At 50.7% G+C, this 19,303-nt stretch carries 11 protein-coding genes; 8 read left to right on the top strand and 3 right to left on the bottom strand.

All coding sequences use genetic code 11. The features are described 5' to 3' along the window. Positions 1–63: 63 nt before the first annotated feature. Both HF324_RS15775 and HF324_RS15770 read left to right on the top strand, forming a co-directional pair. Complete coding sequence (locus tag HF324_RS15775) at positions 64–2,145, top strand: glycoside hydrolase family 2 protein (RefSeq protein ID WP_168860236.1); 2,082 nt, start codon at positions 64–66, stop codon at positions 2,143–2,145. Positions 2,146–2,164: 19 nt separating this feature from the next. After that, positions 2,165–3,004: a glycoside hydrolase family 16 protein gene (locus tag HF324_RS15770; RefSeq protein ID WP_168860235.1), complete on the top strand. Its 840-nt coding sequence runs from the start codon at positions 2,165–2,167 to the stop codon at positions 3,002–3,004. 147 nt (positions 3,005–3,151) lie between these two features. On the opposite strand, the gene HF324_RS33615 is transcribed toward HF324_RS15770, so the two are convergent. Beyond that, positions 3,152–3,265 carry an iron ABC transporter permease gene (locus tag HF324_RS33615; protein ID WP_168803391.1) on the bottom strand — a complete coding sequence of 38 codons (114 nt, stop codon included), beginning with the start codon at positions 3,263–3,265 and terminating at the stop codon, positions 3,152–3,154. A gap of 408 nt (positions 3,266–3,673) precedes the next feature. Here HF324_RS33615 and HF324_RS15765 point away from each other — a divergent pair, with 408 nt between their 5' ends. From HF324_RS15765 to HF324_RS15745, 5 genes are all read left to right on the top strand, one after another. Next, positions 3,674–4,552: an AraC family transcriptional regulator gene (locus HF324_RS15765; protein ID WP_168860234.1), complete on the top strand. Its 879-nt coding sequence runs from the start codon at positions 3,674–3,676 to the stop codon at positions 4,550–4,552. A gap of 494 nt (positions 4,553–5,046) precedes the next feature. Then, entirely contained in the window at positions 5,047–8,325 is a 3,279-nt protein-coding gene (locus HF324_RS15760; RefSeq protein WP_258539538.1) for a SusC/RagA family TonB-linked outer membrane protein, read from the top strand. Positions 8,326–8,337: 12 nt separating this feature from the next. Next, entirely contained in the window at positions 8,338–10,263 is a 1,926-nt protein-coding gene (locus HF324_RS15755) for a RagB/SusD family nutrient uptake outer membrane protein (RefSeq protein WP_168860233.1), read from the top strand. A gap of 20 nt (positions 10,264–10,283) precedes the next feature. Further along, entirely contained in the window at positions 10,284–11,519 is a 1,236-nt protein-coding gene (locus HF324_RS15750; RefSeq protein ID WP_168860232.1) for a DUF5000 domain-containing lipoprotein, read from the top strand. Between the two features lie 6 nt (positions 11,520–11,525). After that, positions 11,526–12,218 (top strand): DUF4998 domain-containing protein, encoded by a 693-nt coding sequence (locus HF324_RS15745; protein WP_168803387.1) that lies wholly within the window; start codon positions 11,526–11,528, stop codon positions 12,216–12,218. A gap of 60 nt (positions 12,219–12,278) precedes the next feature. Here HF324_RS15745 and HF324_RS15740 read toward each other — a convergent pair whose 3' ends face one another. Together HF324_RS15740 and HF324_RS15735 are read right to left on the bottom strand one after the other, a co-directional pair. Continuing rightward, the gene (locus HF324_RS15740; RefSeq protein ID WP_168860231.1) at positions 12,279–15,410 is read right to left on the bottom strand and encodes a non-ribosomal peptide synthetase family protein; all 3,132 of its coding nucleotides are present in this window, start codon (positions 15,408–15,410) and stop codon (positions 12,279–12,281) included. Positions 15,411–15,437: 27 nt separating this feature from the next. Next, on the bottom strand, positions 15,438–16,739 hold the full coding sequence (locus tag HF324_RS15735; RefSeq protein WP_168860230.1) for an aminotransferase class I/II-fold pyridoxal phosphate-dependent enzyme: 1,302 nt from the start codon (positions 16,737–16,739) through the stop codon (positions 15,438–15,440). Positions 16,740–17,022: 283 nt separating this feature from the next. Between HF324_RS15735 and HF324_RS15730 the strand changes: the two genes are divergently transcribed. Further along, positions 17,023–19,278 carry an ATP-binding cassette domain-containing protein gene (locus tag HF324_RS15730; protein ID WP_168803384.1) on the top strand — a complete coding sequence of 752 codons (2,256 nt, stop codon included), beginning with the start codon at positions 17,023–17,025 and terminating at the stop codon, positions 19,276–19,278. Positions 19,279–19,303: the final 25 nt, after the last annotated feature.

Below are 19,303 nucleotides of genomic sequence, written 5' to 3'. Positions count from 1 at the left end.
TAGCAATATGCACCGGAATAGCCAATAGCCACAATCAACGACTTTTGATCTGTAATACTCACCATGAAAAGAACATACATTATCACCATCGCCGCCTGCTTTATAACGCTACTGAGCTATGCCGGCGGGGGCGCTCCAAGGACCTGCCTGAATCTGAACAACGACTGGAATTTCCACTTTTCGTACGACGTCCGCAGGAACGCCCCTCTCCAACAGGTTACCCTGCCGCATACCTGGAATGACAAAGATGTTTTCAACGGCCAGCTCCACTACTACCGGGGCACTGGCATTTATACCCGGCAACTTGCCTTCCGGCCTGAATGGAAAGACAAAAGAATATTCCTTTATTTTGAAGGCGCCAACTCGGTAGCCGATGTACTGGTGAACAATAAATTCGTCACAGAACATAAAGGCGGTTATACCGCCTTTTGCGCAGAGGTTACGGCCTTCCTGCAGGCTGGGACCAGCAATACCATCACCGTGCAGGTCAGCAATGCCGAACGGATGGACGTACTGCCCCTCTCCGGTGATTTTAATGTATTCGGCGGCCTGCATCGCCCGGTATGGCTGATCGTCACAGATAAGAACTGTATCACCCCGCTGGATTACGCGTCGCCGGGCGTGTATATCCGCCAGGATAAAATCACCCCGGCCGAAGCCATGGTAAACGTATTGACGAAATTGTCACTGGCCGGCGCCACCCGGAACCTGGAAGCACGTACCGTTATCAAAGACGCCCGGCAGCAGGAAGTGGCGAGCAAACAGGCGAGCATCGGTACCGGTGATTCGCTCCTCCTGCAATCCCTCGCCATTCCCCGCCCTCATCTGTGGAATGGCAGAACAGACCCATATCTTTACGAGGTAACGGTGCAGTTGTTCCAGGACCATCAACTGATCGATGAAGTGACCCAGCCGTTGGGACTGCGTTCTTTTAAAGTAGATGCAGGCTCAGGGTTTATGCTCAACGGTCGTCATTACGATCTCTATGGCTTCGGGCTGCATGAAGATGTGGCCGGACGCGGTTCCGCCCTGAACAACAACGATCATGCAAAAGACATGTCACTGATCGTGGAATCCGGCGCCACCGCCATGCGGCTCACACATTATCCGCATCTGGATTATTTCTATCATCTCGCGGACAAGAACGGTATCGTTCTGTGGACAGAAATACCGCTCGTGGGCCCTGGCGGCTATACAGGCACCGGCTTCACTGACAACCCGGCATTAAAAGCACACGCCAGGCAACTGCTGACTGAAATGATCCGTCAGCGGTACAATCATCCCGCTGTTGTTTTCTGGGGTTTGTTCAACGAATTAAAACTGGATTACGACGATCCTGTGCCTTTTCTTCACGAGCTTCAGCAACTGGCCCAAAAAGAAGATCCGTCGAGGATCATCACCTGCGCCACCTTCCTGGACTCCGGTCATTTCAACACCGTCAGCGACGTCATTGCCTGGAATAAATACTATGGATGGTATGGCGGTGACTTTAAAGACATGGGCGCCTGGGCAGACAACATGCATCAGCAATTTCCGGACAAACCCATTGGCGTCAGCGAATTCGGGGCCGGCGCCAATATCCTTCACCATCAGGAAGAACTGAAAAAGCCCGTGGCGGATGGCAACTTTCACCCGGAAGAATGGCAAACAGCCTATCATGAGGCTTCCTGGGCCACACTGGCAGCGCGGCCCTTTATCTGGGGGAAGTTCGTCTGGGCACTGGCCGATTTCAGTTCTGCCATCCGGAGCGAAGGCGGCGTCAACGGCCTCAATGATAAAGGCCTGGTTACCTACGACCGCAAAGTAAAAAAGGATGCGTTCTATTTCTACCAGGCCAACTGGAGCCGCGAACCCATGCTGCACCTGGCAGAGAAACGTGCCGTCAGCCGGAAAAACAAAACAACTACCGTTAAAGCCTATACGAACCAGAATAACGCAACGCTGTATGTCAACGGAAAAAACATGGGGACTGGCAAACGCGATACCCTTGGGCGGGTCATCTGGGAGCAGGTGGTTTTGCAATCCGGCAAAAATGCGATTGTGATAAAAGCTGCGCACCAATTACAGGACAGTTGCGTGTGGAACCTGGAGAACACAGTATCCAACCGGTTTAAACAGAGAGAATCAACATCACCAATTTTCTAACTATCTAAAATCAAACGTTATGAAAAAAGCGAAACTGTTATGGCTTTCTGCCGGTATCGTTATACTGGCTGCCGCATGCCAGAAAAACACGCCGCCGTCCGAATTGCAGGGCATACCTGCAAACACTATTTCAGCCGCCGGTAAAAAAGGCGGGATAACAGACGTCGAGAAACTGCTGGCCAATTATCACCTGGTATGGAATGACGAATTTAACGGCACACAAATGGACACCAGCAAATGGAGCTACAGGGCCAACGGGACCGTCCGGCAGTATGCTACCGTAGACGGGGCCAGGACCATTTCCCTGGACGGGAACGGCAATATGGTTATCCGGGTGGTAAAAGACAGCAGCACGTACTATGTAGGGCAGACCGCTACCGACGGGCATTTCAACCCTAAATACGGGTATTACGAATGCCGTGCTAAAATGAATAAAAGCATTGGTCCGCATGTGGCCTTCTGGCTGCAATCTCCCACCATGGGCAACACGCCCTATAATAATCCTGCGGTGAACGGCGCGGAAGTAGACATATTCGAATACCACCGCAAAAGCCCCGGGCAAGTGTGGCAGACCATTCATATCAACGGCTATGGCACCGCCCATCAATCACAGGGAATACAGGTGCCCTACCCCGCTGTAGACACAGGCTATCATACCTTTGGATTGTTATGGACCGACTCAACTTATAAATTCTATATTGATGGCAGGAAAACATGGGAAACCACTTTCGGGCTGTCTCAACGCACCCAGTATATGATTTTAAGCACGGAACTCACGGGCTTTGGCGGCACTCCTTCCTTAGGGACTTATCCCGATAGCGTGGTTTTCGATTATGTGCGCGTATACCAGCCTAACTAACGAAATACGTCGGGCTCTCCGATGGCCGGCTTTCCGGGCCGGCCATTTCTTCCCCGTTGTCAGTACTATTTTCAATCCATCACCATTTGCTGCTCTCCTCCGACAGCCCCAGCCGGACGAGCACCTGTTCCTCCATAGCGCGATCTTTCACCGTAGGTCCACACCGGCCGCTTTGGCCGCATCGTCGCCCGGCGACAATACGTTCAGCCGCCACCGGTAGATAAAAACCACTATCAGGCCGGGTATCACAGGAACGAACACACGCTTCAGCTCCTGTCATGAGGCAGCATGCAAGTTGCCCATTGTACAATCGCCTGCAGTTTATTGGGATTGCTGATATGCCCTTCATACCCTTCACGTTTAATATTTTGATTACTGTTATCGCCCTCGTTTATTAAAAAAGACACTCAAAATTGGCAACAGGTGCAGCCGAAAGAAAAAAATTTTTTTAAATTTTTTCTTTGTCATCAATCAACTAGTCAGTATATAAATAGTGTATTTTTATCGGATGAAGACATTGCCCAACTATCATCCCGCATGATTCCCCAGGCGCAGGTAATATATATTGCCTGTCTAATACCCTCAAAATATGTTTACTGCTAAACACCCGGCATTCCGGCATTTACATGGGAGGCGACATTTTTCACTTTTACTTTATTAGAAATCAAAATGAAACCAATTTTAGCGACACTAAGTCCCCATCTGATATCAGACCAGCTCTTTCTGATAAAAGAGATCAGTCTTCCTGCGTTTTCGACAGAATTTCATTTTCACAAGGAGTGTCAGCTGGTACATGTGGTGGAGAGCACCGGCCGGCGGATTATAGGAGACAATGTGGAATACTTTGAAAGCGGAGAGCTCATCTTTGTTGGTTCAAATGTACCGCATGTGTGGTACAATGAGGCCAGTTATTTCGGAAACGAAAATCAGCTGCAGGCGCACTCTATGGTAATTAATATAGAACCGTCCCTGCTGAAAGAATGTGTAGCATTGTTCGGAAGCACCTCACAGCTGGAATCATGGATGCATACGGCACAGCGGGGTATCCAGTTTTATGGCGCCTGTAAAGACAATATTGTCGCACTAATGAAGCGTATGCTTACCGAATATGGGCTGCGGCAGATCAGCTCCTTTATGGAGCTGATCGTCTGTTTAACAGAAGCAAAAGAATACCGGTTATTAACCAGCGTTGATTATGAGAATCCGTTTAGGGATAAGGAGCAAACAAGGATGGAAGCTATTTTTAAACATATATTCAGCAACTTTCGCCGGGAAATCCCCCTCACGGAAATTGCAGCGGTCGCTTCCATGAACACCTACTCATTTTGCCGCTTTTTTAAAAGCAGGACCCAACAGTCTTTCGTTGACTTTGTAAATGACCTCCGTATCAGCTATGCCTGCCGCCTCATGCAAGAGAAAGAAATGAACATGGCCGAACTGGCATCCAGGGCAGGTTTCAATCACACGACCCACTTTAACAGGTTATTCAAAAGAAAAAAAGGATTAACACCTAAAGAATACCGAAAGAGCTTGCAACTCCGTTTCTGATTAACAACATTCCCGGCAGCACACCCAAAAAAAAGGCAATATTGTGCCGAAATAAGTCAAATTTACCTGTAAATCAATTCTGCCTTATTGATAATTTTGATGACGGCATATTGCTATTGAGACAAATTTATACTGATAGGACGAACACCCCCATCAACACTTGACGATAAAGACCACGAAAGCGAAAAACAGTAGTGCCGGGGCACTACCAGGCAGTTCTTTTCTGCAGAAATACGGTGAGCAATGACAGTGCACGAACGCACGCGCAGCACAGGGTTATTTCCGGAAAACTCATATAAAAACAGTAACGACCAAAATCATTCAGAAAAAATTCAAAAGACAGTAGCGATTCTTTAACACATTATTAAGTATTAAACAGCATTCACGTTGTAACGCAACGCAGGACCAGCGTATGCGCTATTATTAACCAAAATATTTGTTTGTCATAAAGACGGACAGGGAACGTCTTTTTCTTACCCATAACTTCAAATTACATGAGGAAATTCCACACACCATTCCGGAGATGGTATTGCCACCCCATGCTCCTCCTTTTCCTGCTGCTGTCGCAGCAAGTCTTTGCACAGCAAAAGCTCCCCGCCACGGGTACCGTCACCGATACCAGCGGAAGGCCGCTTCCCGGCGTCACCATTATGGCGGCGAATAATAAATCACTCGGCACTGCGACAGACAACAACGGCAGATTTACTATCAGCGTCCCCCCCGGCACCGCGCTCCTGTTCAAGTTTGTAGGCTTCAAAGGAGACACCATTGTTGTAACGGAGAAAACACACACCTTCTCCATTCAGCTCAAGCCGCTGGAGACGGTGCTGACAGACGTTGTGGTAACAGCCTTCGGCAGGAAGCAGATAAAGGAATCTGTTGTTGGCTCCGTATCTACCATTACGGCCGACAATCTCCGGACCTCGGGGAGTAACCTCACGAACGCACTGGCAGGCCAGGTAGCCGGCATCATCGGCTTCCAGCAAAGCGGGCAGCCCGGCCTTGACAACTCCAACTTTTTCATCCGCGGCGTTACTACATTCGGGTACCGGCAGAACCCACTGATATTAATAGATAACGTTGAACTGACCACCAACGACCTGGCACGCCTCCAGGTAAACGATATTGCCAGCTTCTCCATACTGAAAGACGCCAGCGCCACCGCGCTATACGGCGCCAGGGGCGCCAACGGCGTTATTCTCGTTACCACCAAGGAAGGCAAGGAAGGGAAGACCAGGCTCAATCTCATCCTGGAAAATGCGATCTCCACCCCTACCCAGCGTATCAAACTGGCCGATCCCATCACCTACATGAAGCTGTACAATGAGGCCGGCACCACCCGCGATCCGCTGCAGCCCATCGTTTTTGATGCGGATAAAATATATAATACACAACAGACCATCGACAAAGCGCCCGGCCACAATCCCTATGTATACCCGGCAGTAGACTGGCTGGACCTGATGTTTAAAAAATATGCCAGCACCCAGCGGGCCAATCTGAATGTGAGCGGTGGCGGAGATATCGCCCGTTTCCTGGTATCCGGCTCTTTCAGCAACGACAATGGCATGCTGAAAAGAAGTTCTGCCAACAACTTCAACAACAACGTAAATTACAAGAACTACCAGTTACGCTCCAACGTTAATGTGAAGCTTACTAAAACCACGGAGATGGTACTGAGGCTGTGGGGCAACTTTAACGACTATAACGGTCCGCTCACCAACGACGCGTCGTTTTCCTCCGATCTCTACAGCGCTGCTGTACATACAAGCCCCGTCCTGTTTCCTGCATATTATGCCCCCGATTCAGCCAACAGGCTTGTCCAGCATATCCTGTTCGGCAACTCCAGCCAGAGCGGCGGGACCTCCAGTACAGGCACCGGCGTAGGATATTCCAATCCTTATGCTCAGATGCTGAGAGGATACAAACGTTTCTCTGAATCGCGGATGTCGGCCACCCTGGAATTACATCAGGACTTCAGCTTTATCACCCCGGGCCTGAAGTTTCATGGATTCTTCAACACCAACCGCTATTCCTATTTCGACAATACCATGGCCTATAACCCGTTCTACTATACGGTACAGCCACAGGATTACAACAAAGCCACCGGCGAATACCGGCTCACATGGCTCAATTCACTTCCCGGCGGCACTTTCCTCGGCAGCCTCGGCTCCGGCAACAACGGCGCCGCCACCGAATACCTGGTCTACTCACCAGGGAATAAGGATGCCAATACTTTCCTGCAGTTCCAGGGACAGCTTGAATATCATAAACAGTTGGGCGAACACGATATTTCCACGTCATTGATCGGCGTGCGGCAACAACGGCTGGTGGCCAACGGCACCGACCCTGTTACCAAACAGCCCAGCCTGCAATACTCCCTGCCCTACAGGAACCTTAACCTGGCGGGCCGCCTCAGCTACAACTATGCTACCCGTTATTTCCTGGAATTCAACTTCGGATACAACGGATCAGAAAGGTTTTCAAAGAACAACCGCTTTGGCTTCTTTCCCACCGTTGGCGCATCATGGATGGTGTCAAGGGAAAAATTCTGGAGCGAGGGCCTGACAAACGTGATCACTTCACTGAAGCTCAGGGCCAGCTATGGCTTGAGCGGCAACGACGATATCGGGCAGCAACGTTTCTTCTACCTCTCCGACGTAAACCTCAATGCCAGTAATGGCGCCTACTTCGGCTTACAGAACATCTATAACCGCAACGGCGTAAAGATCAACAACTACGAGAACACCAACGTCACCTGGGAAACCGCTGAAATCCTCAATACGGGCATGGAGTTCTCCCTCTTTAAAAATTTCGACTTCATCGCGGAATACTGGAAGCAAGACCGCCGCAATATCCTGATGTCTCGTAATATCCCCTCCAGCATGGGGCTGGAAGCGGGTATCCTGACCAATGTAGGCACCGTTAAAGTGAGTGGCCTCGACCTTACCGCCAACTACAACCAGGTGTTCTCCAAAAACCTCAGGATCCAATACATGTCCAACTTCACTTATTCGAAAGGGACTTACGGCACTTATGAAGAGCCACAGTATGCAGAGCCCTGGCGTTACGTGTCCGGCACGATGCTGAACCAGAAGTTCGGCTATATCGCCGAAAGGCTTTTTGTGGACGACAAAGAGGCGATGGCATCTCCCTCCCAGACATTTGGCGGTAATCCTCCCCGTGGCGGCGACATCAAATACCGCGACCTGAATGGAGACGGTCGCCTTACCGTGGCCGACATGGTCCCGCTGGGATTTCCTACCGTACCGCAGATCATGTACGGCTTCGGCTTTTCGATCAACTACAAAGGCTTTGAACTGAATGCCCGTTTCCAGGGGCAAGCCAGGGTAAGCTTCTTTATGGACCCCAGGTCGGTGAGCCCCTTTGTTATCCCTCCTTCTCCGCAGATCCAAAGCCAGTCACAGGTGCTGCAGGCGTTTGCTGACGACCACTGGTCGGAGGAAAACCAAAACCTGTATGCCCTCTATCCCCGGCTGGGCACCAGCGCGCAGGCCATCGAAAACAACCTGCAGCAAAGCTCCTGGTGGATGCGCGACGGCAGCTTCCTGCGGCTGAAAACAGCAGAAATAGGATATGTGCTGCCGGCTTCCCTAATGGAGCGGATCGGCGTAAGGTACTGCCGCATCTATGTCAACGGCCTGAATCTCTTCAATATTACAAAGTTCAAACTGTGGGACCCCGAGCTGGGAAACAATGGTTTCAACTACCCGATACAGAGAGCCTACAACATCGGCCTTAATGTTAACTTATAAACACACCGCAACATGAAATATATAGTTGACCGGATATTGTTCGCAGTCACCTGCTGCTTTACCCTGGGCTTCCTGCAGGGATGCAAAAAATATCTCGATGTAACGCCGGAGAACGTAGGAACAATCGATTATGCCTTCCGCAACAGGAATGAAGCGGAGAACTACCTTTTCACCTGCTACGGTACCCTTCAGAACATGAGCGATGTAGTGACCGATCCAGGGTTTACCACATCCGGCGAGATCGTTTACCCTGACGACCTTTCAGAGAGGCCGATCTCCGATGCCGGCTTTCAGCTGATACGGGGCACCGTGCAAAATATTTCCAACCCGGTGCTGAACTACTGGGACGGCAACAACGGCGCAGGCTCCATCTTCCAGGCCATCCGCCGCTGCAATATCATGCTGGAAAACATCGACAAACCCATCGATCTCAGTCCGGAAGAGAAAGCCCGCTGGATAGCGGAAACAAAATTCCTGAAAGCTTACTATCATTATTTCCTTACCAGGATGTACGGCCCTATTCCCATTTACCGGGTTAACCAGAGCATTACCGCTCCCATTGAAGAGATCCGCGTAAAACGGCAACCGGTGGATACCGTGTTCAACTATGTTGTGCAGCTGCTGGATGAAGCCATCCCTGATCTGCCGCAGCAGATCGGCAACCTGCAACAGGAACTGGGAAGGATCACCAGGGTGACAGCATTGGCAGTGAAAGCAGAAGTACTGGCCATGCAGGCCAGCCCGTTGTTCAATGGCAACGCAGATTATGCACAGTTTAAAAACAGGGACGGCCAGGCGCTTTTCCCGGCTTCCGCAGATCCCGCCAAATGGAAACGGGCCGCAGACGCCTGCAAAGCAGCCATCGACGAGGCCACCACGCTGAATATGCGGCTTTACACGTTTATACAGCCGGCCAATCTGCCTACCCTCAATGATTCCCTCCGTAAAGTGCTGACCATACAAAATGCCGTTACAGAAAAATGGGACCTTAATGCAGAAGTGATATGGGCGCTGAACCCCAATTTCGGATACCAGTCCTTCTGTATACCGAGGCTTACCAGCAAAGCCGTGGAAAATTCCACCTCAGCGGCAGGCAGCTTCACCGTGCCGATGTTCACCACAGATCTTTTTTACACCAGCAACGGTGTTCCCATTAACGAGGACAAGAACTGGGACTACCCCCACCGCTTTGATTTGCAAACCGGCGACGATGCCAACAAATACTATATCAAAAGCGGCTATGTAACAGTAAAAAATAACTTCGGCAGAGAATCCAGGTATTATGCCAATATCGGTTTCGATGGCGGCATCTGGTTTGGCAACGGTGTTACAGATCCCAATAACGCCCTCTATATCGAAGCAAAAGGCCCCGCATCAAAAGCCGGCCCAAAAGACAGGGTAAGGATCAATGTACTGGCTGCATGGCCTAAAAAGCTCGTTAATTATCTTACTGTATTTAACGAAGGCGTGCAGCAAACTTCGTACAGGCTGCCCCGTATCAGGCTGGCAGATCTTTATCTGCTGTATGCAGAGTGCCTGAATGAAGTTTCCGGCCCCAATGCGGAGAGCTACCGGTACATTGACATGGTACGCGAACGTGCGGGCCTCAAAGGCGTGGTCGCATCCTGGTCGCAATACAGCAAGCTCCCCTCCAAACCGGCCAGCAAAGAAGGCCTGCGGGAAATCATTCACCAGGAACGGCGGATTGAATTGTGCTTCGAAGGCAAAAGCGGATGGGACCTCCGGCGCTGGAAGAAAATGCTGACCGTGCTGTCCAACCCCATTCAGGGCTGGAGCATCTTCCAAAGCAGCAACAGCGGCTTCTATACATTACAGACACTATTCATTCCCGGCGTTACCGTGAAGGACTACTTCTGGCCGCTGTCAGACGGGGCCATGTCCAACAATCCCAATCTTGTTCAGACGCTTTACTGGTAACCACAAAAACTCAAGACGTTATGCATCAGACATCCCGTTTTCTGAAAATCACACTACCGGCATTGATTGCCTTCGTATATCTTCATTTCTCGTGCAGTAAAGAAGTGGATTATAACACCCCTGTTTCTTCCGATAAAACGAAGCCCGGCGTTGTGTCCAATGTCAAAGTGACCAACTTCAAAGGAGGCGCCTTTATTACGTACCAGCTGCCCAAAACAGGAAATGTACTCTATGTAAAAGCATCTTACATCATCAATGATGCGACAGGGAAATCAAGGGAGACAAAATCCAGCTACTACAGTGACACCATTACTGTTGAAGGGTTTGCCCAAAAGAAAGAATATGAAGTAAAACTCACCGCTGTTTCCCGCGCCGACGTGTCATCAGATGTGGTGACCGTAAAGGTGAACCCTGATACGCCCGTTTATCAGCTCGTGGCAAAAACCATTAAAATGCAGGCCGATTTTGGTGGCGTAAATGTGCAAACGGCCAATCCCTACAAAAAACCTGTTGGCGCTATTTTGCTCTACAAAGCCGCAGGTGATCCCAAATACGGGATCTACCAGCAAAACTTCAGTGACTTTACGCTCATCAATTTTTCGGCGAGGGGATTTGACACGCTGCCCAAAGCATTTGCCACCTACGTCACCGACCAATGGGGCAACAATTCAGACACTGTTTATCAAACGATCCGGCCACTGTTCGAAAAGGAACTCGACAAAAGCAAATTCTTTGAAAACCGGTTGTCCAGTGATACTAAAATAGGGTTTGGCTGGTCGCTAAGTAATCTCTGGAATGGCAACAGCGGCGGAACAGGCTGGCATACCGTGCAGGAAAATGTCCCCTTGCCCATCATAGCTACTTTTGGCTTGGGCGTTTCCGCGAAGCTGAGCCGGTTTATCCTTTACGGAAGGTCCGGGTATGAATACGGCCACGGCAATCCCAAAGTGTTCTCCATCTGGGGCTCCGATAATCCCGCGCCGGCAGATGCGGTATTACCGGTATTTGCAGAAGTCGGCACCGTCCTCGGCGACTGGGTCAACATGGGAAATTTTGCATGGCCCGGCCCTCCCTCCGGCGCTCCTCCTACCGCCGCCACTGCCGCCGACAAAGCTTTTTTTAACAAAGGGAGCGAGTTTACCTTTCCTTTCACGGCCCCCAGGGCCCGCTTCCTGAGACTGGCTGTTGCTGAATCCTGGTCGGGCGCCACCTTTGCCCATGCCATGGAGATAACCGTTTTTGGAAATACAAAATAAACGAACATGAAAGCATTTGCATTTTTAATGTCAGCCTTATGCCTTTGTACAGTAGCCTGTACCAAAGAGGCGACGAAATATAAAGACCTGCTGAACGATGCCGAAATTATCTATCCCGGGCCGGTCAGCAGCCTGAACGCCAGGCCGGGCCACCTCCGGGCAATGCTGCAGTGGCAGCCAAGCCCGGACCCCAGTATCACGGAATACATCATATACTGGAACAACAATACCGATTCCATGAAACTGCCGGCTAAAGGCACCACAAAAGATACCATCCGGACGCTGATTACCGGCATGGACGAATATGTACAGAATTTTGTTTTGTACACAACCGACGGTAAGGGAAACAAATCTGTAGGACAGTCGCTTTCCGGTGTAAGGATATACGGTCCCTTGTATATTTCCTCGCTTGTTAATCGTCAGCTCAACAGTTCAAAGCCCCCGGAGGCCCTGCCAGGAAATGCGTACAAACTTTTTTTCTCGGCAACAGACACCGCGCTGAATACCAACACACGCCTCACCTTCTATAATGCCAACAACCAACTGCAGACAGTTGATCTTCCGTCCCGCAGTGATTCGGTGGTTTTAAATGCGGTCAACGCAGGTACAAAGGTGGCCGTTCTCTCTTCGTACATCCCGGAGCTGAAAGCACTGGATACTTTCCATGTGGCCTATAGCGACACCATAACGGTACAATAACCGGCCTTTATAAAAAAGAGGGTGTCTTATGACACCCTCTTTTTATTTTAATGCCCGGGGCTATACAGCAGCCTTTCCGGGAACAGGAATGCCCAGGAAACGCAGATAGGCCTCCATCACTTCATTCGTTATTTTAGACGGCGCAATACCGCTGCCTTTTAAAAATGCCAGGGTGTTATCACAATGAAAATGATAGCTGTTCTGATATACTTCCACCAGCGAGCGTCCGCCGTGTACTTCATCGGTAAACAGGCTCAGGTAAGGATAGAATATATCGTCCTCATTGTTTTCCCACAACTCCATCCATTCCCGGTAACGCAACGCTTTTAGATCAAAGCCGAAGTTTTCTTTCAGGCGGGTAAAAAATTCGATCCAATCCACATCGTCTTCCACGCGCGGGGTAAGATGGAACTTTTTACCAATGGCGTTGGGTTGTTTGGTGATGTGGACCATAGCCCTGCAAACATAATCGACCGTCACCAGCTCTTCTTTTATGCCAACGATCAGCGGGTAGGCTTTATTCGCAATACAGTTACGGACCAGCATGGACCACATCTGATCCAGCCCGTTGGCGCCCGTCTGGCTGTGGCTCATCACGAAGCCAAGCCTGAAAAGCACAGTTGGCAAGCCCTTGGCCGCAGCCAGCGCCAGTATTTGTTCCATCACCCATTTGGTTTTGGCATAACCGATGTCTTTCTTTAAATATTTTAATCCCTGCATCGTGTTGTCATCTTCCGCTTTGAAATACTGTTGCGTATCGTAGGATTCCCACGCAAATACGGCTACGGTAGACAACAGCGCAAGGCATTTTAGTTTCCGGGCGGAAGCCAGCCGGATAATTTCATTCAGCCCGCCTATGTTTGATCCTTTCATGTAATTATACGGCTCAATATAGCTGACCGAACTACCCGAATGGTAAACTACATCGATAATATCACAGAGCATGTCAAACTGTTCATCGGCGATACCCAGCTGGTATTGTGTCAGGTCTCCGGTGACGGGTTTGATCCTGCTTTCCGAAAACTGTTCATCCGGAATGCGGTTGTCTTTAAAAACACGCCGTATCCTTTCCAGCGCAGCGTCTTCATCAGCAGCGCGGACAAGACAATAAATATCGGCAGTCGTGGAAGTCAGCAGCTCTGCCAGCAGGTGGCATCCCACAAAGCCGGTAGCGCCGGTGAGGAAAATATTTTTGGGATTGCTGACCGATTCCGGATCTATCGTGCCTTCGATCTCTATATCAGGAGAAAGATAAACGTCTTTCAGCAGGTAATTTTCATCCGCTTCGCTCCTCATCAGCTCCTGGTCGCCGGTCAAACCAGCCCTGATCTTTGCCGCCAGCGCCTCTATGGTCACATAGTCAAAAAGGTCAGGCAGCGTAACTTTAGCCCTGAAAATAGCGGGCAGCCTTTTATACACCTGTGTGATCAGGATAGAGTGCCCGCCGAGGTCAAAAAAGTTATCCGTGACGTTGATATCCTTCTGCTGAAGCACCTCGCTCCAGATGGCTTTAATCACCTGTTCACATTCATGAAAACCCACCCCATCGGGAAAAACAGCCTCTATCACCTCCCGCGAGCCAAGATGTAGCGCCTGTTTATTAATTTTCCCGTGCGCGTTTACCGGCAATTTTTCCAGGAAAAGAAAAGCGGAAGGTATCATCTGAGCAGGCAATTCCAGCTGAAGGGCTTTTCTAACTTCCTGGGTCACTTGTTGCAACCGCTCTCCCCTCAGTTTGCCTTCTTCATGTACAACACAGGCCAGCAGCGTCCGTTCGTCATATCTGTCTTCATGAACGATCACCACCGCCTGTACGATCCCCGGAAGGCCGCACAGTACATTTTCCACTTCACCCAGTTCTATCCGGACGCCCCTGATCTTTACCTGCGTATCGTTTCTGCCGATGAACTCCACATTACCGTCGGGCAGATAGCGGGCCAGGTCGCCCGATTGATACATCCGTTTCCAGTTGTTTTTTACCTCCTCTTCAGTCGCAAAGGGATTGGCCATAAATTTTTGCTGCGTCAGTTCCGGTTGCCCCCAATAGCCACGTGCCACCTGCGCGCCGCCAATATAGAGTTCACCTGTTTCCCCAATGGGCACCACCTGCATATTGGCATCAAGGATATAAAAACTGCAGTTCGCATTAGGACGACCGATAGTGGCGGCGGGATGCGCGTCGTCATAAACAAAACAGCTTACCAGGATGGTGGCTTCGGTGGGACCATAACCATTCACCAGCCGCACCCTGTCTTTCCATTTTTTCACCAGCGGCTCCGGACAGGCTTCTCCTCCCACGCAAATAGTCTGCAGCTTGCCGGTGTTCTCCGTTGCCGGCAGCGTCGCTAATACAGACGGTGATATGAACGGAAGCGCTGTTATTTCATGTTCTTTGATAAACCGCCATAACTCCTCTCCCGTGATGCGGCTGTCCGGATAGAGGAACAATGCCGCACCTGCTACCAGCGGCAGCCACAGGTCGGCAGCCGATGCATCGAAGCCGGTCGACGTATACTGCAATGCCTTTGTGGTAGCATCTATTTGCAGGTAATCGCCATAGCACTGCATGAAGTTGGTCACCTGCTCATGCTCTACCATCACACCTTTGGGCTTGCCGGTAGTACCCGAGGTATAAATCACGTACATCAGGCTGCCGGGCGTAATGGGCGGCAGGGTGAAATCCCGTGGCAGGCCGCGCAGGGCGGCTACTGTTGCATCGTCATCCACCAGCAGTATTCGTCCGTTATAGGCGGCAAAAGTGGTTTTCAACCGGACGGAAGTGATCAGTACCGGCGCTTGCGCGTCTTTCAACATATATTCCAGCCGGGCCTGGGGCAAATTTGTATCCAGTGGCACATAGGCGGCGCCGGCTTTAAGAATAGCCAGCATACAAACAATTTTCTCCATAGATGGCGGCAGACAGAAAGCCACCAGGCTGTCCGTTCCTACACCGGCCTGTTGCAGCAAACACGCCCACTGGTTGCTCTGCTCATCGAGCTGCCGGTAGGTAAGGCTTTCCTGCTGAAAGACAAGCGCGACGCTCTCCGGCGCCATCCGGACGCGCTGTTGTATAAGATGCACCAGTGAAAGATCTTTGTCGAAAGGCGTTAAAGTGTTGTTGAAATCACGGAGAATTTTTTTACGCTCCGCACTGGTGAGCATAAAGGAAGTACCTTCATTGGAGGGTTTCATACGTTTGGGTTTAAAAGGGTATAACAATTATTTTTTCCGGACCTCATCGAGCACTTCACAGATGTGGTCCACTGCATGGTTTATCTGCCCGATGGTATGGGTAGACATCAGCTGCAACCGGATTCTCGCTTCAGATAAGGGAACCACGGGATACTCCACGATCATGGCCGCAATGTTCTTTTTCATGAGCAGGCTATGGGACAGCCTGGCATGGCGTTCACCGCCTACAGGCACCAACACAATGGGGGCCGCTATACCCAGGCACGGCTGGTTGTTGGAAGCAAAACGCGCTCTCATATGAAGCGTATTCCCCAACGACAATTTTCTCAGGCCAGCTCCTTCCGGAGCGGTGATAATACGGCTGGCCTGCAGCGCCGCAGCGGTTTGCACGGGAGAAACGGCATTGGAAAACAAGTAGGGCCCCGCATACATTTTCAGGTATTCCTTCACCGCCGCCGAATGCGTAGCAATGAAACCTCCATTGGCCGCAAACGTTTTGGAGAAGCTTCCCATGACCAGGTCCACCCTCCCTTTCATGCCCTGTATGCCCAACTGGCCGCTGCCTTCAGGACCTGTGGCCCCCAGATCATGCGCCACGTCCATCAGCAACCGGGCACCAAATTCATGGCAGATCTCCTGTAACCGCCTGATATCCGGCGTGTCGGCATTCATGGAGAATAAGCCTTCGGATACAACCAGTATGCCATTTGCGGCGTCCTTCGCCCTGATGGACGCCAGTATTTTGCGGGCGTCTTCATGATCAAGATGATCGAACTTAAATACGTTGGCCGTTGCTGCATAAGCGCCCTGCCGGAGACAGGCATGGGCCAGCCGGTCCATGACGATGTAGTCGTTTTTACGTACCAGCCCTGTCAGGCTGCTGAATCCTGCCGCCCAGCCGGTAGGAAAAATCAGCACATGTTCCATACCGGTTAGCTCCTGTAGTTTTTCTTCCAGCTGCGGCACCAGGTCTGTCTGCCCCATAAACATCGGAGAACCGGCGCTATGCGGGCCGTAGCGGAGCAGCGCTTCCTGTGCGGCTTTCAGCACGTCTGGATGGGCACTCAATCCAAGATAATCCTGCGAAGCAAAATTAACGCCTTCCATTTGCCTGCCGCCGGCGTCCGTCGCCGTTATCACCGGGCCCGGCCTGCTTGTCTGGGTCCTGGAATACTGCCAGGTGTTGGTCCGCACCCTGCTTTTCACCCAGGAATAGTAGGCGTCCATCCGGGACAGTACATCACGCCCGTCCGGTACGTAAAAATCCGCCGTTGATTTCGACAGCGCATTTTCAAGCGCAGGGTTTTTCTCTCCATAAGACTCACTCATAGATTTGAATTTTTAGGTCAACAAATAAAAATGCATTAGTACGCCGGGCAACAGCTACCGGCCAGGCAAACAAGTATGGGTCAGATGCGGGTATTTATGGCACTATGGCCTTCGGAGAATAAAGGGTTTTACAGGTTTAGTATTCTTTCTAAAAATGGTTAACAGTAACAATGGCAAACCTAAACCAACTGACTGTAAATTGTCATCAGGCAGCAACTGCAAAAAGCAGCTGTTAATCCGGTTATTTTTTTTACTTTACATCTCCTCAAAATTTTATGCCTGCATGATACCAGAATTTATTGAAATCCGCGGGGCCAGGGAGAACAACCTGAAAAATGTTGACCTGCGCCTTCCTAAACGAAAGATCACCATCTTTACAGGTGTATCGGGGTCCGGTAAATCTTCGATAGTGTTTGACACTATTGCCACGGAAGCCCAACGCCAGCTGTACGAGAATTTCAGTATGTTCATCCGTTCGCTGTTGCCTAAATTCCCCCAGCCGGACGCTGATTCTATTGACAGGCTGAGCATGGCCATTGTGGTAGATCAGAAGCGCCTGGGCGGAGGATCTCATTCTACCATGGGTACCATCACGGATATATCTCCTGTATTGCGGGTACTTTTCTCCCGCATCGGCAAACCGTATGTTGGTTATGCCAACGCTTTTTCTTTCAACGATCCCCAGGGCATGTGTCCGCAATGCGGTGGCAGGGGACGCAAACTCGGATTCGATGCTTCGAAATTCATAGATCGCAGCAAATCACTGAAAGAAGGCGCCATACAGGCACCCGGACTGGCAACCTGGGAGAAAGACATGTACGCGCACAGCGGCTTTTTCGATGTGGACAAAAAGCTGGCGGACTATTCCGAAGAAGAAATGGAGCTGCTGCTGTACAGCCAGCCCCGGAAGTTCAAACTCCGTCTCGGCGAAGGGAACATGAATGCCACCTATATGGGGGTGATAGAAAAGTTCGAAAGGGCCTATATCCGCCGTGACATTAAAACACTGTCCGACCGGACACAGAAAATGATCCGGCCTTATCTGCAGGAAGGCCCCTGCCCTTCCTGCAAAGGCGCCCGCCTCAATGAGGCCGCATTGTCGTGCAGGATCAAAGGATATAATATCGCTGAACTTTCTGCGATGGAGGCAGGTGAACTGATTACCTTTCTAAAGGAAATTGACGACGCGGTGGCAGCACCGATGGTCCGGACGCTGACAGAACGGTTACAACACCTGGTGGACATGGGATTGGAATACCTGACGCTGAACAGGGAGACAGATACGCTCTCCGGCGGAGAATCGCAAAGGGTGAAGATGGTAAAACATCTCAGCAGCAGTCTCACTGACGTGCTGTATATCTTTGATGAGCCCAGCGTAGGACTGCATCCGAGAGATGTATACCGGCTGAATGGACTGCTCCAAAAGCTCCGTGATAAAGGTAATACCGTGATTGTGGTGGAACATGATCCCGATGTGATCCGCATCGCTGATCATATTGTAGACGTGGGTCCCCATGCAGGCACCCAGGGCGGGCGGATCATGTACGAAGGCGAACTGGAGGGGTTACTGCATTCCGATACGCTGACCGGAAAATATCTGAAGCACAGCCTCCCGCTGAAAACGGCATGCCGGTCGCCAAGAGGCCAGTTTCCAATTACTAACGCCAACGCCAACAATCTTCATAACGTCAGCGTCAATATACCCGAAGGCGTATTGACAGTAGTGACAGGCGTTGCCGGCTCAGGCAAAAGCTCGCTTATCCATCATGCGTTTCTGAGTACTTATCCGCAGGCGGTAGTGATTGACCAATCGCCCGTAGGTACGTCTACCAGGTCCAATCCGGCTACCTATACCGGTACCATGGATTTGATCCGGAAAGCATTTGCCACCGCCAACAAGGTCGATGCCTCCCTGTTCTCCTTTAATTCCAAAGGAGCCTGCGAAAACTGCCAGGGAAGCGGCGTAATCTATACAGACCTGGCTTTCCTGGAAGGTGTGAAAACACCGTGCGAGGTCTGTGAAGGCAAACGTTACAAAGAAGAAGTACTGGCCTACCATTTCAATGGAAAATCCATCTCCGACGTACTGGCCATGACGGTCAGTGAAGCCCGGAGCTTTTTTACTGCCAAAGACATTTGCCGCAAACTGGATAGTATGATCGAAGTAGGCCTGGAATACCTGACGCTCGGCCAGCCGCTAAGTACTTTGTCCGGCGGAGAATGCCAGCGGATCAAACTCGCCAGCGAACTGCATAAAAAAGGCAGTATATATGTAATGGATGAACCTACCACCGGTCTGCATCTTTCGGATGTGGGAAGGCTGGTGCAGCTGATAGACGGACTGGTAGAAAAAGGCAATACCGTTGTGGTGATAGAACACAACCTGGAGGTGATCAAACAGGCCGACTGGATCATCGACATGGGCCCTGAAGGCGGGCATAAAGGCGGGAAAGTTTTATTTGAAGGCACGCCGGAAGCCCTGACAGCACGGCCGGATTCCTACACAGGTGTGCATTTGCGCGGATCAGTGCTGTCGTAACAAGAAGAGGGTGTCTCAAAATAAC

This window comes from Chitinophaga oryzae (assembly GCF_012516375.2).
Classification (GTDB): Bacteria; Bacteroidota; Bacteroidia; order Chitinophagales; family Chitinophagaceae; genus Chitinophaga; species Chitinophaga oryzae.
The sequence above is the reverse complement of the archived record's forward strand: the minus strand, read 5'-3'. Positions and strand labels throughout refer to the sequence as shown.